Here is a 17,923-nt window from a genome sequence, read left to right on the forward strand (position 1 = left end):
CGTCGCCGGGACGCGGAAGCGGACCGAAACGACAAGCGGACGTAGCTCAGTTGGTAGAGCGCAACCTTGCCAAGGTTGAGGTCGCGAGTTCGAGCCTCGTCGTCCGCTCGAAGGAAGAGGGGTCCTCCCGGGTCCCCTCCGCTCCCGGTGGAGTGGCCGAGAGGCGAGGCAACGGCCTGCAAAGCCGTCTACACGGGTTCAAATCCCGTCTCCACCTCCAAGGACGATTAGCTCAGCGGGAGAGCGCTTCCCTGACACGGAAGAGGTCACTGGTTCAATCCCAGTATCGTCCACTGGATCTTCGGATCCCCCGCGCGATTAGCTCAGCGGGAGAGCGCTTCCCTGACACGGAAGAGGTCACTGGTTCAATCCCAGTATCGCGCACGCGGTAACCATGATCGACTTGTTGGATCATGATCCCGAGGACGATTAGCTCAGCGGGAGAGCGCTTCCCTGACACGGAAGAGGTCACTGGTTCAATCCCAGTATCGTCCACGCACCGAACCCCCGGCCGTCTCGTACGGTCGGGGGTTCTTCCGTATCCGGTCCCTCAGGACGAGAAGAGCATGTGCCCGAAGCTCTTGTGGCGGTGATGTCCGTGACCGCCGCCGTGCGGGGCGCCCCAGGCGGGAGCCGCCGGCGGGACCGGAGGGGCCGGATAGGCGTGCGGGGCGGGGGGCGGCGCCGGCTGGGACCACTGGGCCTCCAGGCGGGTCAGCGCCTCCAGCTCCCCGTAGTCCAGGAAGATCCCGCGGCAGCCGCTGCACTGCTCTATCTGGATGCCGTTGCGGTTGTAGGTGTGCATCGGTCCATGGCACTTCGGACACTGCATGGTCGGCTCAACTCCTCGCCGGTCGGTCCCGCTTCACGTGTTGCCAGGACAGACTCTGTCCGGCTGCGGTCGGTTGCACCCTACTTCGCGCCGCCCGGGCTCAGCTCCGGGGGAGGCGGGCCATCCGCGCGCAGGCGTCGACCAGCGCCTGCTCCACCTCGTCCAAGGGCCGCTGCCGGGTCAGCGCCTTGGTGACGGCCCGGGCCGCGGTCTGCACGGTGAGGGCCCGGGCCGGGACGTCCAGGGCGGGCCAGGGGTCGCCGTCCGGCGGGACGGCCGGGCCGGCCGCGGACCGGTAGGCGGCCAGGAAGCGGGTCCAGTCCTCGGGCGGGAGCAGTCCGCAGGCGTACCAGGCCGCCGGGCGCGCCAGGTCCCACGCCGGGATCCCCGGACCGAGATCGTCCACGTCGATGAGCAGCCAGGGCCCGTCCGGGGCGGGGTGGCGGACGAGCTGCCCCAGGTGGAGATCGCCGTGGCAGAGGACGGCGGCCCCCGGCAGGGGGGCCTCGCCGCGGGCCCACGCCGGGAGACCGGCCCAGGCGCGCAGCACCGGGCCGGTGGCGGGGTGCGGGGCGGCGGCCCGCAGACGAGCGACGGCCCGGGCCGCCTTGACCGGGCCGCGCATCGGCGGCAGCGGCCGGCCGGGCACGGTACTGCGGTGGAGACGGGCGAGGAGGACGGCCGCGTCCTCCCACGGGGCGGCGCCGGGGTCGGCCGGGTCGACGGGCCTGCCGTACGGCCAGAACGTCACGAGCCGGCCGTGCAGACCGGCCGGCTCTGCCCCGAGCGGCGGCAGGAGGACGCCGGGGAGACGAGCGGCGGCCTCCAGCCGCGCCGCCAGCTCGGCGGGGTCGGTGTCCGGGGCGTGGGCCTTGGCGACGGTGCCGGCGTGCTGGACGACGGTGGCGTCGGGTCGGTCGGCGAGGGTGACGGTCGCCCCGCAGGGACAGGACGAGGCCGAAGGGCGGGTGTGCGCGACGGCGGTGGCCTGCTCGGCGAGGGCGGACAGGAGCGGGGGCGGCGTGGTCACGGGGTGAGGGTACGGGGGCTCACCGTCCGGCGTGTGCGGGTGCCCGGTGCCGGGGCGACGCGCGGCCCGTCCTCTTCGGTCAGGGGGCACCCCGGCACCCACCGAACCCGCACCACCGCCAGAAGCACCCGGCGTCCCCGGCAAGAGCAATGCCGGCGCAGCTCCCCAGCTGCGCCGGCATCTGTGCCGTCCGCCGCACCCCCGTCCCCACGGGGTTTCCTGGATGGGATGTCCCCGCCCGGACCGCTCTTCCGGGCCTGGGGTCGCCGCTCAGCGCCCCAGCATCACACCCACGGACGACGCCTGTGTGGCCACTGTCTCCCACCCGTCGAAGACGAGGAGGAGCAGGACCGCCAGGGGGAGGGCCATCGCCGTCGCCACCAGCGGGTGACGGCGGCCCTGACGGCGAGTGCGGAACGCGGCGGCGTACGCCTTGCGCCCCTCCTCGCGGATCAGCGTCCGCGGTGCCGTCTGGGCCATGGCCCCTCCCCTGACCGTGCTCGGTTGTCCCTGGCAGCGGCGGACGTCCGACCTCGGGGGACGAGTACCGCGTCCGCCGCTTGACCTCAAATCTAGGTGTCGGGCAGGCACCGGGCGTCATGCCCTCGTACCGATTGCCGGGCCTCCCGGAGGATGAGCCACGACCGGCGGCGTACTCCCCTGGGTGGAGACGCCGTCCCCCGTCTCCGGGTCTTCCCGGAAGGGGCGCCCGCTGTGACCCGGTTCATCCGGGCGTGGCGTGCCACCGCGGATGCGTCCCCGCCCGAAGGGAGCACACAACCCTCACGGGTGACTTCGGTCACTTCCGTCACACCCCACCGTGCCACCGTCACCGCCCGGCACCCGGTCCCGCCCGCCGCGGCGCCTTCCGCGCGCCACGCGCCGCCCACGGTCCCGGAAACCGCCGTCCGGTCACTCCTCACGGCGCCAACCTCCAATCACCGGTTGGCGGTTGAAGGTGCCGCCGACCCGCAGGCAATCCTTGCGCGCCCTCCCTGACCCACCCTCAAGTCTCTTGTCCGCCACCGGCAACCCGCCGGGCCGAGAGGGCGCGGCCTCTGCGCGCGAGCGGACGTGGAAACGTAAGCTGTGGCTCGTCACAGGGACCGGGCAGCGGGGATGAACATGGCGATGATGCGCCTGAGGCGCGAGGACCCGCGCGTCGTCGGCTCGTTCAGGCTTCACAGACGGCTCGGCGCGGGTGGAATGGGCGTGGTCTACCTGGGCTCCGACAAGAAGGGGCAGCGGGTCGCGCTGAAGGTCATCCGGCCCGACCTGGCGGAGGACCAGGAGTTCCGCTCGCGGTTCGCGCGTGAGGTCTCGGCGGCACGACGGATCAGGGGCGGCTGCACCGCCCGGCTGGTCGCGGCCGACCTGGAGGCGGACCGGCCGTGGTTCGCCACGCAGTACGTGCCCGGGCCCTCGCTGCACGACAAGGTCGTCGACGAGGGCCCGCTCGGCGCGGCGGACGTCGCGGCCGTCGGCGCCGCCCTGTCCGAGGGCCTGGTCGCGGTGCACGAGGCCGGAGTCGTCCACCGGGACCTGAAGCCGTCGAACATCCTGCTGTCCCCGAAGGGCCCCCGGATCATCGACTTCGGCATCGCCTGGGCGACCGGGGCCTCGACGCTCACCCACGTCGGCACGGCGGTCGGCTCCCCCGGGTTCCTCGCCCCGGAGCAGGTGCGCGGGGCCGCCGTCACCCCGGCCACCGACGTGTTCTCGCTCGGTGCCACGCTCGCGTACGCGTCGATGGGCGACTCGCCCTTCGGGCACGGCAGTTCCGAAGTGATGCTGTACCGCGTGGTGCACGAGGAGCCACAGCTGCACGGTGTCCCGGACGCCCTCGCCCCCCTCATCCGGGCGTGCCTGGCGAAGGATCCCGAGGAGCGGCCCAGCACGCTCCAGCTGTCGCTGCGGCTGAAGGAGATCGCGGCCCGCGAGGCGCAGGGACTCGCCGACGTACGGCCGCCCGCGCCGCGCGGCGGTGGAACGGACCGGCCCCCGGGACGGCTCTCCGACACGTACCCGGATCGGGAGCGACGGCGCTCCCAGGACCGGCCGGGGGCGCAGGGCACTCCCGTGCCCCGGGGCTCCACACCGCCTCGGGGGTCCACACCGTCCCGGGGGTCCACACCGCCCCGGGGCACCGCACCCTCACGGGGCGGCACGCCGTCGCGGGGCACGCCCGCGCGAGGCGGGAACCCCGCACGGGGCGGTGACGCCTCGCGCGGCGCAGGTGCGGGATCGCGGCCCGCGCGGCCCGGTGCCCGGTCCAGGCCCACCCCCGCCTCCCGCAGCGCCACCGGACGGAACACCGGGCGCAACACGGGGCGGAACGCCACACGTTCCGGCAGCGGCGGCAGGCCCTCGCCCCGCACCGGCGGCGGCCGCCCGGCCCCCCGCGGCACGGGAACGGGGCTGCGGCCCGCCAATCCGCGGCTGCTGCGCCAGCGGCTGTTCGTGTTCGTGATCGTCACACTGCTGGTGGCCCTCGGTATCGCGGCGGCCCAGGGCTGCCAGGGACCGGCGCACGGGCTCGGCGGTGAGCGGAGGGACGTACGGCAGCAGAAGCTCGTATCCGACGGCCGCACACCGCCGCACGGTGGCCTCGTGCCGGAGTCGGCGGAGCGGGCTGGGCCGGGGCCCGAGCGGGGCGGGCCGACGGGCTGACGGCCGACGGACCGGACACCACCGTCCGGACGGGTGCCGGGGCGGCCCGCCGTCCGCGCGCCCGGCGCTCAGCTGCCGGGCCGCCCCGTGACGACCGCGTAGAAGGCGACCGCCGCCGCCGCGCCCACGTTCAGTGAGTCGACGCCGTGGGACATGGGGATGCGGACCCACTCGTCGGCGGCCGCCAGCGCGCGGCGGGACAGGCCCTCGCCCTCGGCGCCGAGCATGAGGGCGACACGGTCCGTTCGGTGGGGGGCGGCCTCGTCGAGCGCGGTGGCCCTCGCGTCGGGGGTGAGGGCGAGCAGCCTGAAGCCCGCCTCCCGGACCGTCTCCAGTGCCTGGGGCCAGGGATCGAGACGGGCGTACGGCACGGAGAACACCGCGCCCATCGAGACCTTGACACTGCGCCGGTACAGAGGGTCCGCGCAGTCCGGGGAGAGCAGGACGGCGTCCATGCCGAGGGCGGCCGCGGAACGGAAGATCGCACCGATGTTGGTGTGGTCGTTGACCGATTCCATCACGACGACACGGCGGGCCGTCCGCAGGAGCTCGGCGGTCCCCGGCAGCGGCTTGCGCCGCATGGAGGCGAGCGCGCCGCGGTGCACGTGGTAGCCGGTGACCCGCTCGGCGAGCCGGGGGTCGACCACGTACACCGGGGCCGGGCTCGCGTCGATGACGTCCCGCATGGTGTCCAGCCACTTGGCCGACAGCAGCATCGACCGCATCGCGTAGCCCGCCTCGCGGGCCCGCCGGATGACCTTCTCCCCCTCGGCGATGAACAGGCCCTCGGCGGGTTCGCGCCTGCGGCGCAGTTCGACGTCGGTCAGGTCCGTGTAGTCGCGCAGGCGCGGATCGTCGGGGTCCTCGACGGTGATCGGTTCGGCCACGGGGCGGTGCTGCCTTGTCCTCGTCCTGGGTCTCTGTCTCGTCCTGATCTCGGTCCTGGCACTGGCCCCCGTGGGGCCGGCCGGACCGCTTCCGCCCGTTACGCCGGTCCCTGCGGGCCCACGTGGACGACGTCCCCCACGACGATGACCGCCGGCGGCTTGACCTCCTGCGTCCGGACCGTCTCGGCGACCGTGGCGAGGGTCGCGTCGACGCGGCGCTGGGCGGCCGTCGTGCCCTCCTGGACGAGGGCGACGGGGGTGTCGGGGGACTTGCCGTGCGCGACGAGGGTCTCGGCGATCCTGCCGATCTTGTCGACGCCCATGAGGATCACCAGGGTTCCGGTCAGCTTCGCCAGGGACGGCCAGTCGACGAGGGAACGCTCGTCATCGGGCGCGACATGCCCGCTCACCACGGTGAACTCGTGGGCGACGCCCCGGTGGGTGACGGGGATGCCGGCCGCGCCGGGCACCGAGACGGAGCTGGAGATGCCGGGGACGACCGTGCAGGGGATGCCCGCCTCGGCGAGGGCCTGCGCCTCCTCCATGCCACGGCCGAAGACGAAGGGATCACCGCCCTTGAGCCGTACGACCGACTTGCCCTGCTTCGCGTGTTCGATCAGCGCGTTGTTGATGGCCTCCTGGGCCATGAAACGGCCGTACGGGATCTTCGCCGCGTCGATCACCTCGACGTGCGGGGGCAGCTCGGCGAGCAGGTCGCGGGGGCCGAGGCGGTCGGCGATGACGACGTCGGCCTCGGCCAGGAGGCGGCGCCCCCGGACGGTGATCAGGTCCGGGTCGCCGGGTCCGCCGCCGACCAGGGCGACGCCCGGGGTGCGGGTGCGGTGGTGCGGGGCGACGAGGGTGCCGTCGCGCAGGCCCTCGACGACGGCGTCGCGGATGGCGGCGGTGTGGCGGGGGTCGCGTCCGCGGGCGTCCGTGGTGAGGACGGCGACGGTGACGCCCTCGCTGTGGCCCGTCGCCGGGGTCCAGGCGGTGGCCGCGTCGGCGTCGTCGGAGCGGACGCACCACACGCGGTGGCGCTCGGCCTCGGCGGAGGCGGCCTCGTTGGCCTGCCGGTCGCCGGTGGCGATGAGGGCGTACCAGGCGTCGGCGAGATCGCCGTCCTCGTAGCGGCGCCTGCGCCAGGTGATCTCGCCCGCGTCGGCCATCGCCTCGACGGAGGGGGTGGCCTCCGGGGAGACGAGGACGATGTCCGCGCCCGCCGCGATGAGGGCCGGGAGGCGGCGCTGGGCCACCTGGCCACCGCCGAGGACGACCACGCGGCGGCCGGTGAGGCGGAGGCCTACGGGGTAGGCGGGGTGTTCGACCATGGCGGTGCGGCTCCTGTTGTACGGCGGTGCGGTGGCCTGGGGCGGTGCGGCGGCACGGGCGTGCGCGGTACCGACGGCAGTGGTGCTGACATGCGATTTTAAGGCGGGGGTGGGCGGGGTGGTCCGGGTGTCCGGTGGGTGGGCGCCGTTCCGCGGACCCGGGGGGCGGCGTGGCCGCCCCCCCCGGCTACTTCTCCGTCACTCCCGCCGAATCGAACGTCGCCACCTCGTGCATCGCCCGCGCGGTGCTCTGGACCATCGGCAGGGCCAGCAGCGCGCCCGTGCCCTCCCCGAGCCGCAGGTCGAGGTCGACCAGGGGGCGCAGGCCCAGCTTGTTCAGGGCCGCCACATGGCCGGGCTCGGCGCTGCGGTGGCCCGCGATGCACGCGGCCAGCACCTCGGGGGCGATGGCGCGGGCCACCAGCGCGGCGGCGCCGGCGCTGACGCCGTCCAGGATCACCGGGGTGCGCAGGGACGCGCCGCCCAGGAGCAGGCCGACCATCGCGGCGTGCTCCAGGCCGCCGATCGCGGCGAGGACGCCGACGGGGTCGGCCGGGTCGGGCCGGTGGAGTTCGATGGCGCGGCGGACGACCTCCGTCTTGCGGGCCAGCGTCTCGTCGTTGATGCCGGTGCCCCGGCCGGTGACCTCGGCCGGGTCGGCGCCCGTGAAGACGGAGATCAGGGCGGCGGACGCGGTGGTGTTCGCGATGCCCATCTCGCCGGTGAGGAGGGCCCTGTTGCCGGCGGCGACCAGGTCGCGGGCGGTCTCGATGCCCACCTCGATGGCCCGTTTGGCCTCCTCGCGGGTCATCGCGGGGCCGGTGGTCATGTCGGCCGTGCCCGCGCGGACCTTGCGGGGCAGCAGGCCGGGCGTGGCGGGCAGGTCGGCCGCGACGCCCACGTCGACCACGCAGACCTCGGCGCCGACCTGGGTGGCGAAGGCGTTGCAGACCGCTCCCCCGCCGAGGAAGTTGGCCACCATCTGGCCCGTGACCTCCTGTGGCCAGGGGGTCACGCCCTGGGCGTGCACCCCGTGGTCGCCGGCGAAGACCGCGACGGCGGCGGGCTCCGGGATCGGCGGCGGGCACTGCCGGGACAGGCCGCACAGCTGCGCGGAGATGATCTCCAGCATGCCGAGTGCCCCGGCCGGCTTGGTCATGCGCTTCTGTCGCTCCCATGCCTCGCCGAGGGCCTTGGCGTCCAGCGGGCGGATCTGTGCGACGGTCTCGGCAAGCAGGTCGTGGGGCTCCTCCCCGGGCAGGGCGCGGCGGCCGTAGGTCTCTTCGTGCACGACCCAGGAGAGCGGGCGGCGCTTGGACCAGCCCGCCTGCATCAGCTCGGGCTCGTCGGGAAACGCGTCGACATAGCCGACGCACAGGTAGGCGATGACTTCGAGGTGCTCGGGCAGGCCGAGGGCACGGACCATCTCACGCTCGTCGAAGAAGCTGACCCAGCCGACGCCGAGGCCCTCGGCGCGGGCGGCGAGCCAGAGGTTCTCCACGGCGAGCGCGGCGGAGTACGGCGCCATCTTCGGCTGCGTGTGGCGGCCCAGGGTGTGGCGGCCGCCGCGGGTCGGGTCGGCGGTGACGACGATGTTCACCGGGGTGTCGAGGATGGCCTCGATCTTCAGTTCCTTGAACTGCTTGGCGCGGCCCTTCGGCAGCGACCGGGCGTACGCCTCGCGCTGGCGCATGGCCAGTTCGTGCATCGCGCGCCGGGTGTCGGCGGAGCGGATGACGACGAAGTCCCAGGGCTGCGAGTGGCCGACGGACGGGGCGGTGTGGGCCGCCTCCAGGACGCGCAGGAGCACCTCGTGCGGGATGGGGTCGCTGCGGAAGCCGTTGCGGATGTCGCGGCGTTCGCGCATGACCTTCAGGACGGCCTCGCGTTCGACGTCGTCGTAGGCGGGTGCGGCCGGGGCGGTGGACTGTCGTGCTTCCGTCCCTGCGGCCGTGCTCACTGCGCTGTCTTCCTGGTCTTCCTGGTCGGCGGCCCGGGTGTCCAGGTCGTCCGCGTTCTGTACGGGTTCGGGGTCGGCCTCGCGCGGGGCGGGGACCGTGGCGGCGGGGTGCGCCGCCTGCTGATCCTCCGGGGCGGGCGCGGGGTGCGGGGTGGCCGGCGCCCCGCCCTCGACCGGGACGGGCTCCGCGAGCGTCCCGTCCGGGTGGGGCGGCGGGCCCGCCGGGGCCGTCGCGGGTGCGGGGGCGGCCTCCTCGTGGACGGTCCCCTCGGGGGCGGTCTCCCGGTCGGCAGGGGCCGGGGAGGCAGCGACCGGGGCCGCGTCCGGCGCCGCGGCGAGGGGCGCCTGCGCGGCCGCGGCGGGCTGGGCCGCGCCGCCCGGCTGGACGGCCGGGATGGACTGCGGTCCCTGGGCCGGCGGGACGGTGTGGGCCCAGGGCGCGCCCTCGGTCGGCCCCGGGTCCGTGCCGGACGGCCGGGCCGCTCCCTGGCCGGCGTCCTCGTGCCCGGCGACGGCAGCCGGATCCGGCGCGTACGGCACGGGCTGGACGGCCTCGGGGCCGGGACCGGGCACGTCGGACGCGGGGGCGTCCTGGGGCCCGGCGTCCGAGGGGGCCTGCTCGGGAGCCGGGCTCCCGGCGGCGGGCTGCTCCTCGGCGGTGCCGGGGACCTGGACGGCGTCGGGAACCTGCGCGGCCTCGGGGATCTGCACGTACTCAGGAACCTGCACGGCGTCGGTGGCCTGCACGTGCTCCGGAACCGGGGCGGTCTCAGGGACCTGCGCGTACTCAGGAGCCTGCACGGCGTCGGTGGCCTGCACGTGCTCCGGAACCGGGGCGGCCTCGGGGGCCTGCACGTGCTCCGGAACCTGCGCGTACTCAGGAGCCTGCACGGCGTCGGTGGCCTGCACGTGCTCCGGAACCGGGGCGGCCTCGGGGGCCTGCGCGGCCTCGGGGACCTGCACGTACTCAGGAACCTGCACAGCGTCGGGGGCCTGCACGTGCTCCGGAACCGGGGCGGCCTCGGGGACGGGAGCCGCCCCCTCCGGAGCCTCGGCGGTCCCGCGGACGGGGGCGTCCTCGGGCGCCTGGGCGGCCTCGGCGGCGGGAGCGGCGCCCTCGGCCGCCTCGACGGCCCCGTGGGCCTGTGCCCCCTCCGGGGCCGGTACGGCGTCCGACGCCGCGGCGTCCTGCTGCGGCTCGTCCGCCGGTCCGGCCTCCGCCGGCGTGACCGCCTCGGGGGGCGTCACGGCCTCCGGCAGGGCACCGGTCCCGGCGTCCGGCGCGGCACCCGGCTCGTGCACGGCCGTCTCGCGATCCTGGGCCGCCTCGGCGTCGGGTCCGGCCTCACCGGCGGCAGCGGCGGCAGCGGCGGCCTCCTGACCCGACTCCGCGACCGGCATGGCAGCGGCGGGCTCCCCGGCCTCGGCAGCGGTCGCGCCGTGCGCGGCCGGGCCGGCCTCTTGGCCGCCCGTCGCCCCGACCTCCGGGACGTCGGCACCGGCGAAGGCGTCGTCCCCGGCCTGCGGGACCTGTGCCTCGTACGCGCCGTCCCCGGCCTCCGCAGCCGGCACCGTCTCGACGGCACCGGGTTCCGCGACCTGCCCGGGCACCGTCGCGTCGGCGCCCGCGGGCTGCTCGACGGCGGCGCCCTCGGCCGGCGCGGCCGCGGCGGCGTCCGGTGCCCCGGTCCCGGCGGCAGCGGCGTCCTCGACGGCCTCGGGCGCTTCGGTGGCTTCGGCCGGCTCGGCAGCCTGCGCGTCCCGCACGGCGGCACCGTCGTTCGGCAGGGCCACGGCGTCCGCGGCCACCGCTTCCCCGGCGCCGTCGGTGCCCGTGGCGGGCGCACCCGTCTCCTCGGCCGTCACGGCGGGGCCGGCCTCCGCGGGCTGCTCCGCCGTCGCGGTGGCCGCCTCCGACGCCACGCGGGCCACGACGGCCTGGGCCGCGCCGCCCGGCCCGGGGACGGGGGCGTGCGCCGGAACAACCGTTTCGGCAGCCGGGGCCGGGGAGCCCACCGGTACCTGCGCGCCCCAGGGCGCCGCCGCGTGGGGGGCGGCGTCCTGCTGCTCGGGAGCGGTGGCCTGCGCGCCGGGCTGCCGTACCGGCGCGTCGGCGGGGCCGCGGTCGGCGAGGGAGCGGACCGGGCTCGCGGAGGTGTCGGGGATGGGCGGCCCGAGGTGCAGGGGCCGGCGCGGCGCGGCGGGCGGACGGACGGCGCCGAGGTCGACCGAGCCGCTGTCACGACCGGACATCTCGTGCGGGCCCGGCTCGTGCACGGCCTCCACGACCGGCTCCGGCGGGGGCGGCGGGACCTCGTGGCCCCAGGCGCCCCGGGCGCCCGGCAGCAGCAGGTCCTCGTCCTCGGCGGTGGTCTCGGAGAGGTAGGCGTACGCGTCGGGCGCGGGAACACCCGGCTGTTCCGCCATGCCTGCGTTCTCCGGCAGCCCCTCGCCCGGGATCTGGCCGGTGTCGGTCATGCGTACCCCTCGCCCATCGGTCAATCCTTCTACGGCCGGCTCACCCGGAACGGCGCACCGACCGCCCGCAGTGAAGAACGAGCGCGCGTGCCGAGCGGCACGAACGACCCGCCGGAAAAGACGACAAAGCCACTCGGTGGCATTGTCGCGGTCGTCTCCCCGTCACGACAGCGTGATCCACGACAGCCCGCTGTGGACTGCGCCACGTTGCGCGCCCTCCGGTTGTGCCGTACCGCACCCCACCCGGAACAGGCATGCCTTCGGGGCGCCGGCCGATGGATGGCCGGGTGCCCCGGTGCGGTACAACGATCGGCCAGCCTACCGCGCGCGGTATGACAACAGGATCACGGGGCGCGGTCGGCGGCCCCGTCCGCCACCCTCGGCCACCACCCCTCGACGGGCCACTCAGCGCCGTGGCAGCTCTCCGCTGAGCAGGAAGGCGACACTGCGTTCCTTCTCCGTCCAGGCCCGGGTGTCGAGGCCGACGGACTGCAGCAGGGCGCATTCGACGACGTAGCCGTGCTCGGTCAGGTCGCGGCCGACGAGTTCGGCGGCGTCGCGGGTGGCGGCGTGCGTGACGATGCGCTGCGGGCGGCGGTCGGCGACCGCGGAGACCACGGCCGCTCCCCCGCCGCCGACGCGGACGACGTCGGGTTCGGGGAGGTCCTCCAGGACGTGCGGGGCGGTGCCGCAGACCGTCTGGAGCTGGACGCCGAAGTGGCGGGCGGTGGCCTCGGTGCGGGCGCAGGCGTCCGGGTCGCGGTCGACGGCGATGACGGCGGCGCCGCCGCGGGCGGCCTCGGTGGCGAAGGCGCCGCTGCCGCAGCCGATGTCCCACACGAGGTCGCCCAGGCGCGGTCCGAGGCGGGCGAGTTGGACCGTGCGGAGCAGGTCGGTCTCGCCCTCGCCGAGGCCGCCGCCGTACGCCTCGGCGGGCAGCGACCAGCCGCGGGGGCCGGCGGCCGGATCGCGTCCGGCGGTCCAGCCGCCGTCCGCGCCGGCCCCGGGCCCGCCGGGACCGCCGGGACCGCTGGGGCCGCCGATGACGATGACGACGTTGGGGTCCCGCCAGGTGTGGTCGGCGGCCTTGTCCGAGGTGACGACGGTGACCCGTTCGCGTGCGGTGCCGAGTTCCTCACAGATGACGAAGGTGCGGTGGACGCCCTCCAGGAGCAGGCCGAGTTCGGCGGGGCCGGCGCCCGGCGCGGTGAGGACCGCCACCTTGGTGTGGGCCCGGCACACGTTCACCGCGCGGCGCAGGGTGCGGGGGTGGGCGACGACCACCTGGGCGTCGTCCCAGGGCATGCCGGCCCGGGCGAAGGCGGCGGCGACGGAGGAGACGGCCGGGACGACCTCGACCTCCAGGCCGAACTCGGGGACGCGCAGGGTCCGTACGACACCGAAGAAGCCGGGGTCGCCGTCGGCGAGCACGACCGCCGTGCCGCGGTGGGCGGCGATGCGGCGGGCGGCGAGGGCGACGCTGCCGAGGCGGACGCGTTCGGCGGTGGGCGGCACCTCGGGCAGGGCGAGGTGGTGGGCGGCACCGGCCACGAGGGTGGCGGCGCCGAGCGCGGCGCGTGCCGCGGCGGTCAGCGGCGAACCGTCCCAGCCGATCACCGTGACCCGGTCGGCCATCGTCGTCAGTCTCCAGGTGTTTTGCGCAGATCGTTACGGGAAACGCCCGTGGGCGGGCTTGGTGAGGTTACCCGGTGCGGCGGCCGGGCGCGGCGGTGGCGTCGCCCGTGGGGCCGTTCGGGCCGGTGGGGGGCCGGTCAGTTCCAGTCGGTGAAGCCGGTGCCGGCCGGATGCCCGCCCGCGCCCTCCAGGTCCTCGGGCAGCAGACTCCACACGATGAAGTCGGTGCGCACGTCGGTCCAGGTGCCGTCCTCGGCGCGGACGTGCGCTATGCAGGCGTTGCGCAGGACGCCCTCGCTGATGCAGCCGATCTTCTGGGCGACCTGCTGCGAGGCGGTGTTGTCGGCGGCCGTGCGCAGTTCGATGCGTTCGAACTTCTGGTCGTGAAAGAGCCACCGGGCGGTGGCGAGCGCGGCCTCCGAGGCGTAGCCCTCGCCGCGCGCCCAGGGGGCGATGATGTACGACAGCTCGGTGGAGCGTACGTGCCAGTCGGTCCTGGTGAGCTGGAGGACGCCGACCAGGCGCTGGGTGAGGAACTCGGCGACGGCGAGGTCGAGTCCGCGGCCGGCGGCGCGCCGGGCCGGGGCGTGCTCGGTGACCCAGGCGCGGGCTCCGTCCTCGGTGAAGGGACGCGGGACGTCGGTCCAGGCGGCGACCTGCTCGTCGTTCATCATCGCGGCCAGGGCGGGGACGTCGTCCGCCTCCAGGGGGCGCAGCACCAACCGCTCCGTGCTGATGGAGATGTCGGGGAAGGTGCTCGTCATGCGCCACTCCGTAACCTGGGAGACCTGGGAGACCCGGGAGACCTTGGGCCTTTCGGACCGTCAGGGCCTGCTGAACTGCCCAGCATGCAGCATGGGAGCCTCGAACCGCACCAGGGGGGTCGGCCCCGCCGGGCGGAGCCGACCCCGTGCGTGGCGGGACGGCGGGTCAGAAGGAGGCGACCACGGACCCGGCGTACTTGTCCTCGATGAACTTCTTCACCTCGGGGGAGGTGAGGAGCTTGGCGAGCTTCTTCACGCGCGGGTCGTCCTCGTTGCCCTCCTTGACCACGAGGAGGTTGACGTTCGGGTTGTTCTCGGCGGACTCCAGGACGAGGGCGTCCTTCGCGGGCTTGAGGTCCGCCTCCAGGGCGTAGTTGCCGTTGATGACGGCCGCGTCGACGTCGTCCAGGGAGCGCGGGGTCTGGGCCGCCTCCAGCTCCTTGAACTTGAGGTTCTTGGGGTTCTCGACGATGTCGGCGGAGGTGGCCTCGGTGCCGACGCCGTCCTTGAGGGTGAGGAGTCCGTTGGCGGCGAGCAGCTGCAGGGCGCGGGCCTCGGTCACGGTGTCGTTGGGGACGGCGATGGTCGCACCGTTCTTCAGGTCGCCGGGCTTGTCGGCCTTCCTGGAGTACAGGCCGAGCGGCTCCAGGTGCACCGAGACGACGGACTTCAGGTGGGTGCCGTTCTTCTTGTTGAAGTCCGCCAGGTACGGCTCGGTCTGGAAGTAGTTGGCGCCCACCGAGCCGTCCTCCGTCGCCGTGTTCGGCGTGACGTAGTCGGTGAACTCCTTGACCTCCAGGTCGAGGCCCTCCTTCTTCGCCAGGTTGTCCTTGACGTAGGTGAGGATCTCGGCGTGCGGGACGGGGGTCGCGGCGACGACCAGCGGTCCCGAGGTGTCGGAGGCGGAGCCCTTGTCCGAGCCGCAGGCGGTCAGCCCGAGGGTGAGGGCCGAGGCGGCGAGGACGGCGGTGGTGATCTTGGCGGTGTTACGCACGAAAAGTGCCTTTCCTTGTGGGTGGTGCGACCCCGTCTCCACGGTTGCGGCGGGAACGGGGAGTCCGTGGGGGTGCCCGGCGGTTACGCGGCCTTCCGGACGTCGGCCGCCGCGGGTTCCTTGGCCTTCAGCAGCCGCAGCCTGGGCGCGGGGCCCGAGCGGCCGCCTCGGCGGTGCAGGGTGCGGGCGGCGTAGTCGCCGGCGAACTGGATGAGGGAGATGGCGACGGCGAGGATCGCCACGGTGATCCACATCAGGCCGGTCTCGAAGCGCTGGTAGCCGTAGCGGACGGCGAGGTCGCCGAGACCGCCGCCGCCGACGGTGCCGGCCATCGCCGAGTAGCCGATGAGGGCGATGATCGTGGTGGTGGTGCTGGCGATCAGCGACGGGAGCGCTTCGGGGACGAGGACCTTGCGGACGATCGTCCAGGTGTTGCCGCCCATGGCCTGGACGGCTTCGACGAGGCCGTTGTCCACCTCGCGGACGGCCGTCTCCACCAGGCGGGCGAAGAAGGGGATGCCGCCGATGGCGAGCGGCACGATCGCGGCCTCGCTGCCGATGGTGGTGCCGGTGATCCAGCGGGTGAAGCTCATCAGCGCGACCATGAGGATGATGAACGGCATCGAGCGGCCGACGTTCACGATCTGCCCGACGACCTTGTTCACCACGGTGTTCTGCAGCAGGCCGCCCTTGTCGGTGAGGACGAGCAGGACACCGATGGGGAGGCCGGCCACGACGGCGATCACGGTCGACCAGCCGACCATGACCAGCGTCTCCCGACACGCCTGCTCCAGCAGCGGCTGCATCTCGGACCAGGTCACTTGGCACCTTCCTTCGCCGGTACGGGCCGGTTGTCGTCCACCGCGTCGGCCGCGGCGGCCGTGTCCACCACGTCGACCTGCAGGCCCTGTTCGCGCAGGAAGCCGACCGGTACGACGTTGTCCTCGTAGCGGCCGGGCAGTTCCAGGCGCATCCGGCCGATCTGGAGGCCGCCGACGGTGTCGATGGCGGCACCGAGGATCGATATGTCGATGTTGTAGGTGCGGGCGAGCTGGGAGATGACCGGCTGGGTGGCGGCCTCGCCGTGGAAGGTGACGTCGAGGACGGTGCGGTCGTCGGCGGAGGGCTCCCCGCCGACCGGGAACAGCGCGGCGGCCAGCTCGGAGCCCGGGGTGGCGAGCAGTTCGCTCACGGTGCCGGACTCGACGACACGGCCCTTGTCCATGAGGGCGGCCGAGTCGCAGATGCTCTTGACGACGTCCATCTCGTGGGTGATGAGCAGGACGGTCAGGCCGAGCTGCCGGTTCAGGTCGCGCAGCAGCGTCAGGATGGAGCGGGTGGTCTCCGGGTCCAGGGCGCTGGTGGCCTCGTCGGACAGCAGCACCTTGGGGTCGCCGGCCAGGGCGCGGGCGATGCCGACGCGCTGCTTCTGGCCGCCGGAGAGCTGGGCGGGGTAGGCCTTGGCCTTGTCGGCGAGGCCGACCAGGTCGAGCAGCTCCAGCGCCTTGCGGGACCGTTCCCCGCCCGAGACGCCGAGGATCTCCAGGGGCAGTTCGACGTTGTCCTGCACGGTCCGGGTGGACAACAGGTTGAAGTGCTGGAAGACCATGCCGATGCGGCTGCGCGCCTGCCGCAGTTCCCGGCCGGCGCGGGGTCCCCGGCCGGCGAGCGCGGTGAGGTCCTGCCCGGCGACGGTGACCGTGCCGGAGGTGGGACGCTCCAGGAGGTTGATGCAGCGGATGAGCGAGGACTTGCCGGCACCGGACTGGCCGATGACGCCGTACACCTCGCCTTCACGGACGTGCAGGTCGACGCCGTCGAGGGCGGTGACCTCACGGCCGCGCGAGCGGTAGACCTTGGTGAGGCCCGTGGTGGTGATCACGTGGGTTTCCGTCACTGTCGAGTGCGCGGCGCGTGCGTGGGCGCCGGCACGGGCGTTGTTCTTCGGGGGTCTTCGGAACGCGGCACGGTTCTCGCCAGGGCGGTCGAACCGGGGAGAAACGTGTGCGCGAGGGGGGCGCCCCCCGTGCCGTCCGGCAGTGGGGGCGGCTCGCTCGTCCGCACGGGGGCGCGGTGGCGGACGCGAGCGGCACTCGCTTCGGGGCGCGAGGCTCGGATGGTGCAGGGGCCCTCTAGAAGGCGCACATTCGACGCGTACACAGACAACGAGCACCGGGCGTCATGGTCGCCTCGGTCGCAGGGGTGCGGTCGCTCGTCGTGGTCATGCGATCAGTAAAGCAGACATATGGATGCGGCCGGATACCTCTGTCCGCAATGTGGACAGCGGACGGGCCGGCGGGCGCGCGCCGGGGACGGGCGGTACGCACCCGGCCCCGGTGACGACCAGGATCGATGGGGCGGCGGCCGCCCGCCCGCCGGCCCCGCGCCGAAAGGGGCGGGCGAGGCGGGATGTGGCCAACACCACGGTCGCCGTCCCGCACGCGGACTCCCGGTCCCCGGGCGCGGACCGCTGCCGGGGCCGGGCACCGGGGATCTTTCGGGCCGTAATAGGGTCGCTGCCATGCTTGACGTCCTGACGCTGGCGACCGGCGTCGCCGCGCTGCTGCTCGCCGCATGGTGCGGCTGGGCGGCCTACCGTGATCAGCCGACGAAGGACTGGCACTTCATCGGGATGGCCGTGGTGACGCTGCTGGCCCTGGTCCAGCTGGCGGTCGGCGTCGTGCAGCTGGCGCGGGGCGGGAAGCCGGAACAGGGCACGACGATCTTCGTGGCGTATCTGCTGGGCGCCTTCGCGTGCGTCCCGGCGGCGGGATTCATGTCGCTGGCCGAGCGCACCCGCTGGGGCTCGGTGACGGTCGCGGCCGGCGGTGTGGTCCTGGCCGTGCTGGAAGTGCGGCTCCACGACATCTGGGGAGGCTGAGATGGCGGCCGCGCGGTACGGGCGGGACACGCGGGAGGGACCGGCGCAAACGCGCCTCGTCGGCGGCCCCGGGATCCTGCTCGTCTGGCTGTACGGCGTGATGGTCGTGGGCGCGGTGTCGCGCTCCGTCTACCAGATCGCCACCGGGTTCGACCGGGCGCCGCTCGCGTACTCCCTGTCGGCGGTGGCCGGGCTGGTGTACGGCTTCATCACGTACTCGCTGGTGCGCGGCGGCGAGAGGGCCCGCAGGGCGGCGCTGGTGTGCTGCGCCGCCGAGCTGGTGGGTGTGCTGACCGTGGGCACCTGGACCCTGGCCGATCCGTCCGCCTTCCCGGACGCGACCGTGTGGTCGGACTACGGGATGGGCTACCTCTTCATCCCCGTGCTGCTGCCCCTGTCCGCCCTGTACTGGCTGCGCGGGGGCGCGCGCCGGCAGCGGCGGGACACCGCCGGCTGAGCGG

The 17,923-nt window shown here is 74.5% G+C and carries 14 protein-coding genes and 5 tRNA genes; 8 read left to right on the forward strand and 11 right to left on the reverse strand.

Going from position 1 to position 17,923, the window contains the following annotated elements; genetic code table 11:
* The first annotated feature begins 35 nt into the window (after positions 1–35).
* The 5 genes from ACSU6Z_RS04580 (at position 36) to ACSU6Z_RS04600 (ending at position 495) form a co-directional block, all read left to right on the forward strand.
* Positions 36–108, forward strand: a tRNA-Gly gene (locus ACSU6Z_RS04580).
* Positions 109–146: 38 nt separating this feature from the next.
* A tRNA-Cys gene (locus ACSU6Z_RS04585) sits at positions 147–220 on the forward strand.
* Between the two features lies 1 nt (position 221).
* Positions 222–293, forward strand: a tRNA-Val gene (locus ACSU6Z_RS04590).
* Between the two features lie 19 nt (positions 294–312).
* Positions 313–384, forward strand: a tRNA-Val gene (locus tag ACSU6Z_RS04595).
* A gap of 39 nt (positions 385–423) precedes the next feature.
* Positions 424–495, forward strand: a tRNA-Val gene (locus ACSU6Z_RS04600).
* 55 nt (positions 496–550) lie between these two features.
* Here the strand turns inward: ACSU6Z_RS04600 and ACSU6Z_RS04605 are convergent.
* The 3 genes from ACSU6Z_RS04605 to ACSU6Z_RS04615 all read right to left on the reverse strand — a co-directional run bounded on the left by ACSU6Z_RS04605 (position 551) and on the right by ACSU6Z_RS04615 (position 2,342).
* The gene (locus tag ACSU6Z_RS04605) at positions 551–832 is read right to left on the reverse strand and encodes a zf-TFIIB domain-containing protein (protein WP_437043104.1); all 282 of its coding nucleotides are present in this window, start codon (positions 830–832) and stop codon (positions 551–553) included.
* Between the two features lie 100 nt (positions 833–932).
* Complete coding sequence (locus tag ACSU6Z_RS04610; RefSeq protein WP_437043106.1) at positions 933–1,862, reverse strand: phosphotransferase family protein; 930 nt, start codon at positions 1,860–1,862, stop codon at positions 933–935.
* A gap of 270 nt (positions 1,863–2,132) precedes the next feature.
* A complete protein-coding gene (locus ACSU6Z_RS04615; RefSeq protein WP_437043108.1) occupies positions 2,133–2,342 on the reverse strand; it encodes a hypothetical protein in 210 nt (69 codons plus the stop codon).
* A 639-nt stretch (positions 2,343–2,981) separates the two neighbouring features.
* Here ACSU6Z_RS04615 and ACSU6Z_RS04620 point away from each other — a divergent pair.
* Positions 2,982–4,532, forward strand: coding sequence for a protein kinase domain-containing protein (locus ACSU6Z_RS04620; RefSeq protein WP_437043110.1), 1,551 nt, complete (start codon positions 2,982–2,984; stop codon positions 4,530–4,532).
* 68 nt (positions 4,533–4,600) lie between these two features.
* On the opposite strand, the gene ACSU6Z_RS04625 is transcribed toward ACSU6Z_RS04620, so the two are convergent.
* From ACSU6Z_RS04625 to ACSU6Z_RS04660, 8 genes are all read right to left on the reverse strand, one after another.
* A complete protein-coding gene (locus ACSU6Z_RS04625; RefSeq protein ID WP_437043111.1) occupies positions 4,601–5,419 on the reverse strand; it encodes a TrmH family RNA methyltransferase in 819 nt (272 codons plus the stop codon).
* 98 nt (positions 5,420–5,517) lie between these two features.
* A complete protein-coding gene (gene cobA / locus ACSU6Z_RS04630; protein ID WP_437043113.1) occupies positions 5,518–6,750 on the reverse strand; it encodes a uroporphyrinogen-III C-methyltransferase in 1,233 nt (410 codons plus the stop codon).
* Positions 6,751–6,937: 187 nt separating this feature from the next.
* Positions 6,938–11,188 (reverse strand): nicotinate-nucleotide--dimethylbenzimidazole phosphoribosyltransferase, encoded by a 4,251-nt coding sequence (gene cobT / locus ACSU6Z_RS04635; protein ID WP_437043115.1) that lies wholly within the window; start codon positions 11,186–11,188, stop codon positions 6,938–6,940.
* A 405-nt stretch (positions 11,189–11,593) separates the two neighbouring features.
* On the reverse strand, positions 11,594–12,823 hold the full coding sequence (gene cbiE / locus ACSU6Z_RS04640) for a precorrin-6y C5,15-methyltransferase (decarboxylating) subunit CbiE (RefSeq protein ID WP_437043117.1): 1,230 nt from the start codon (positions 12,821–12,823) through the stop codon (positions 11,594–11,596).
* Positions 12,824–12,960: 137 nt separating this feature from the next.
* Positions 12,961–13,587 (reverse strand): GNAT family N-acetyltransferase, encoded by a 627-nt coding sequence (locus ACSU6Z_RS04645; protein WP_437043119.1) that lies wholly within the window; start codon positions 13,585–13,587, stop codon positions 12,961–12,963.
* Between the two features lie 166 nt (positions 13,588–13,753).
* Positions 13,754–14,581, reverse strand: a complete 828-nt coding sequence (locus ACSU6Z_RS04650; protein ID WP_437043121.1) for a MetQ/NlpA family ABC transporter substrate-binding protein — start codon at positions 14,579–14,581, stop codon at positions 13,754–13,756.
* A gap of 83 nt (positions 14,582–14,664) precedes the next feature.
* A complete protein-coding gene (locus ACSU6Z_RS04655; RefSeq protein ID WP_437043123.1) occupies positions 14,665–15,402 on the reverse strand; it encodes a methionine ABC transporter permease in 738 nt (245 codons plus the stop codon).
* Complete coding sequence (locus ACSU6Z_RS04660) at positions 15,399–16,463, reverse strand: methionine ABC transporter ATP-binding protein (RefSeq protein WP_437043124.1); 1,065 nt, start codon at positions 16,461–16,463, stop codon at positions 15,399–15,401. The genes ACSU6Z_RS04655 and ACSU6Z_RS04660 overlap by 4 nt, the downstream gene beginning before the upstream one ends.
* A gap of 639 nt (positions 16,464–17,102) precedes the next feature.
* Between ACSU6Z_RS04660 and ACSU6Z_RS04665 the strand changes: the two genes are divergently transcribed.
* Both ACSU6Z_RS04665 and ACSU6Z_RS04670 read left to right on the forward strand, forming a co-directional pair.
* The gene (locus ACSU6Z_RS04665; RefSeq protein ID WP_437043126.1) at positions 17,103–17,462 is read left to right on the forward strand and encodes a hypothetical protein; all 360 of its coding nucleotides are present in this window, start codon (positions 17,103–17,105) and stop codon (positions 17,460–17,462) included.
* Between the two features lies 1 nt (position 17,463).
* Positions 17,464–17,919, forward strand: a complete 456-nt coding sequence (locus ACSU6Z_RS04670) for a hypothetical protein (RefSeq protein ID WP_437043128.1) — start codon at positions 17,464–17,466, stop codon at positions 17,917–17,919.
* Positions 17,920–17,923 lie beyond the last annotated feature (4 nt).

The sequence above is a fragment of the Streptomyces sp. enrichment culture genome (genome assembly GCF_964273145.1).
GTDB lineage: Bacteria > Actinomycetota > Actinomycetes > Streptomycetales > Streptomycetaceae > Streptomyces.

What these genes read in the sequence shown, in the direction of transcription:
- ACSU6Z_RS04665 (WP_437043126.1), top strand. Translation starts at nt 17,103, where the DNA reads ATGCTTGACGTCCTGACGCTGGCGACCGGCGTCGCCGCGCTGCTGCTC.
- cobT (WP_437043115.1), bottom strand. Translation starts at nt 11,188, where the DNA reads ATGACCGACACCGGCCAGATCCCGGGCGAGGGGCTGCCGGAGAACGCA.
- ACSU6Z_RS04615 (WP_437043108.1), bottom strand. Translation starts at nt 2,342, where the DNA reads ATGGCCCAGACGGCACCGCGGACGCTGATCCGCGAGGAGGGGCGCAAG.
- ACSU6Z_RS04645 (WP_437043119.1), bottom strand. Translation starts at nt 13,587, where the DNA reads ATGACGAGCACCTTCCCCGACATCTCCATCAGCACGGAGCGGTTGGTG.
- cobA (WP_437043113.1), bottom strand. Translation starts at nt 6,750, where the DNA reads ATGGTCGAACACCCCGCCTACCCCGTAGGCCTCCGCCTCACCGGCCGC.
- ACSU6Z_RS04620 (WP_437043110.1), top strand. Translation starts at nt 2,982, where the DNA reads ATGAACATGGCGATGATGCGCCTGAGGCGCGAGGACCCGCGCGTCGTC.
- ACSU6Z_RS04605 (WP_437043104.1), bottom strand. Translation starts at nt 832, where the DNA reads ATGCAGTGTCCGAAGTGCCATGGACCGATGCACACCTACAACCGCAAC.
- cbiE (WP_437043117.1), bottom strand. Translation starts at nt 12,823, where the DNA reads ATGGCCGACCGGGTCACGGTGATCGGCTGGGACGGTTCGCCGCTGACC.
- ACSU6Z_RS04670 (WP_437043128.1), top strand. Translation starts at nt 17,464, where the DNA reads ATGGCGGCCGCGCGGTACGGGCGGGACACGCGGGAGGGACCGGCGCAA.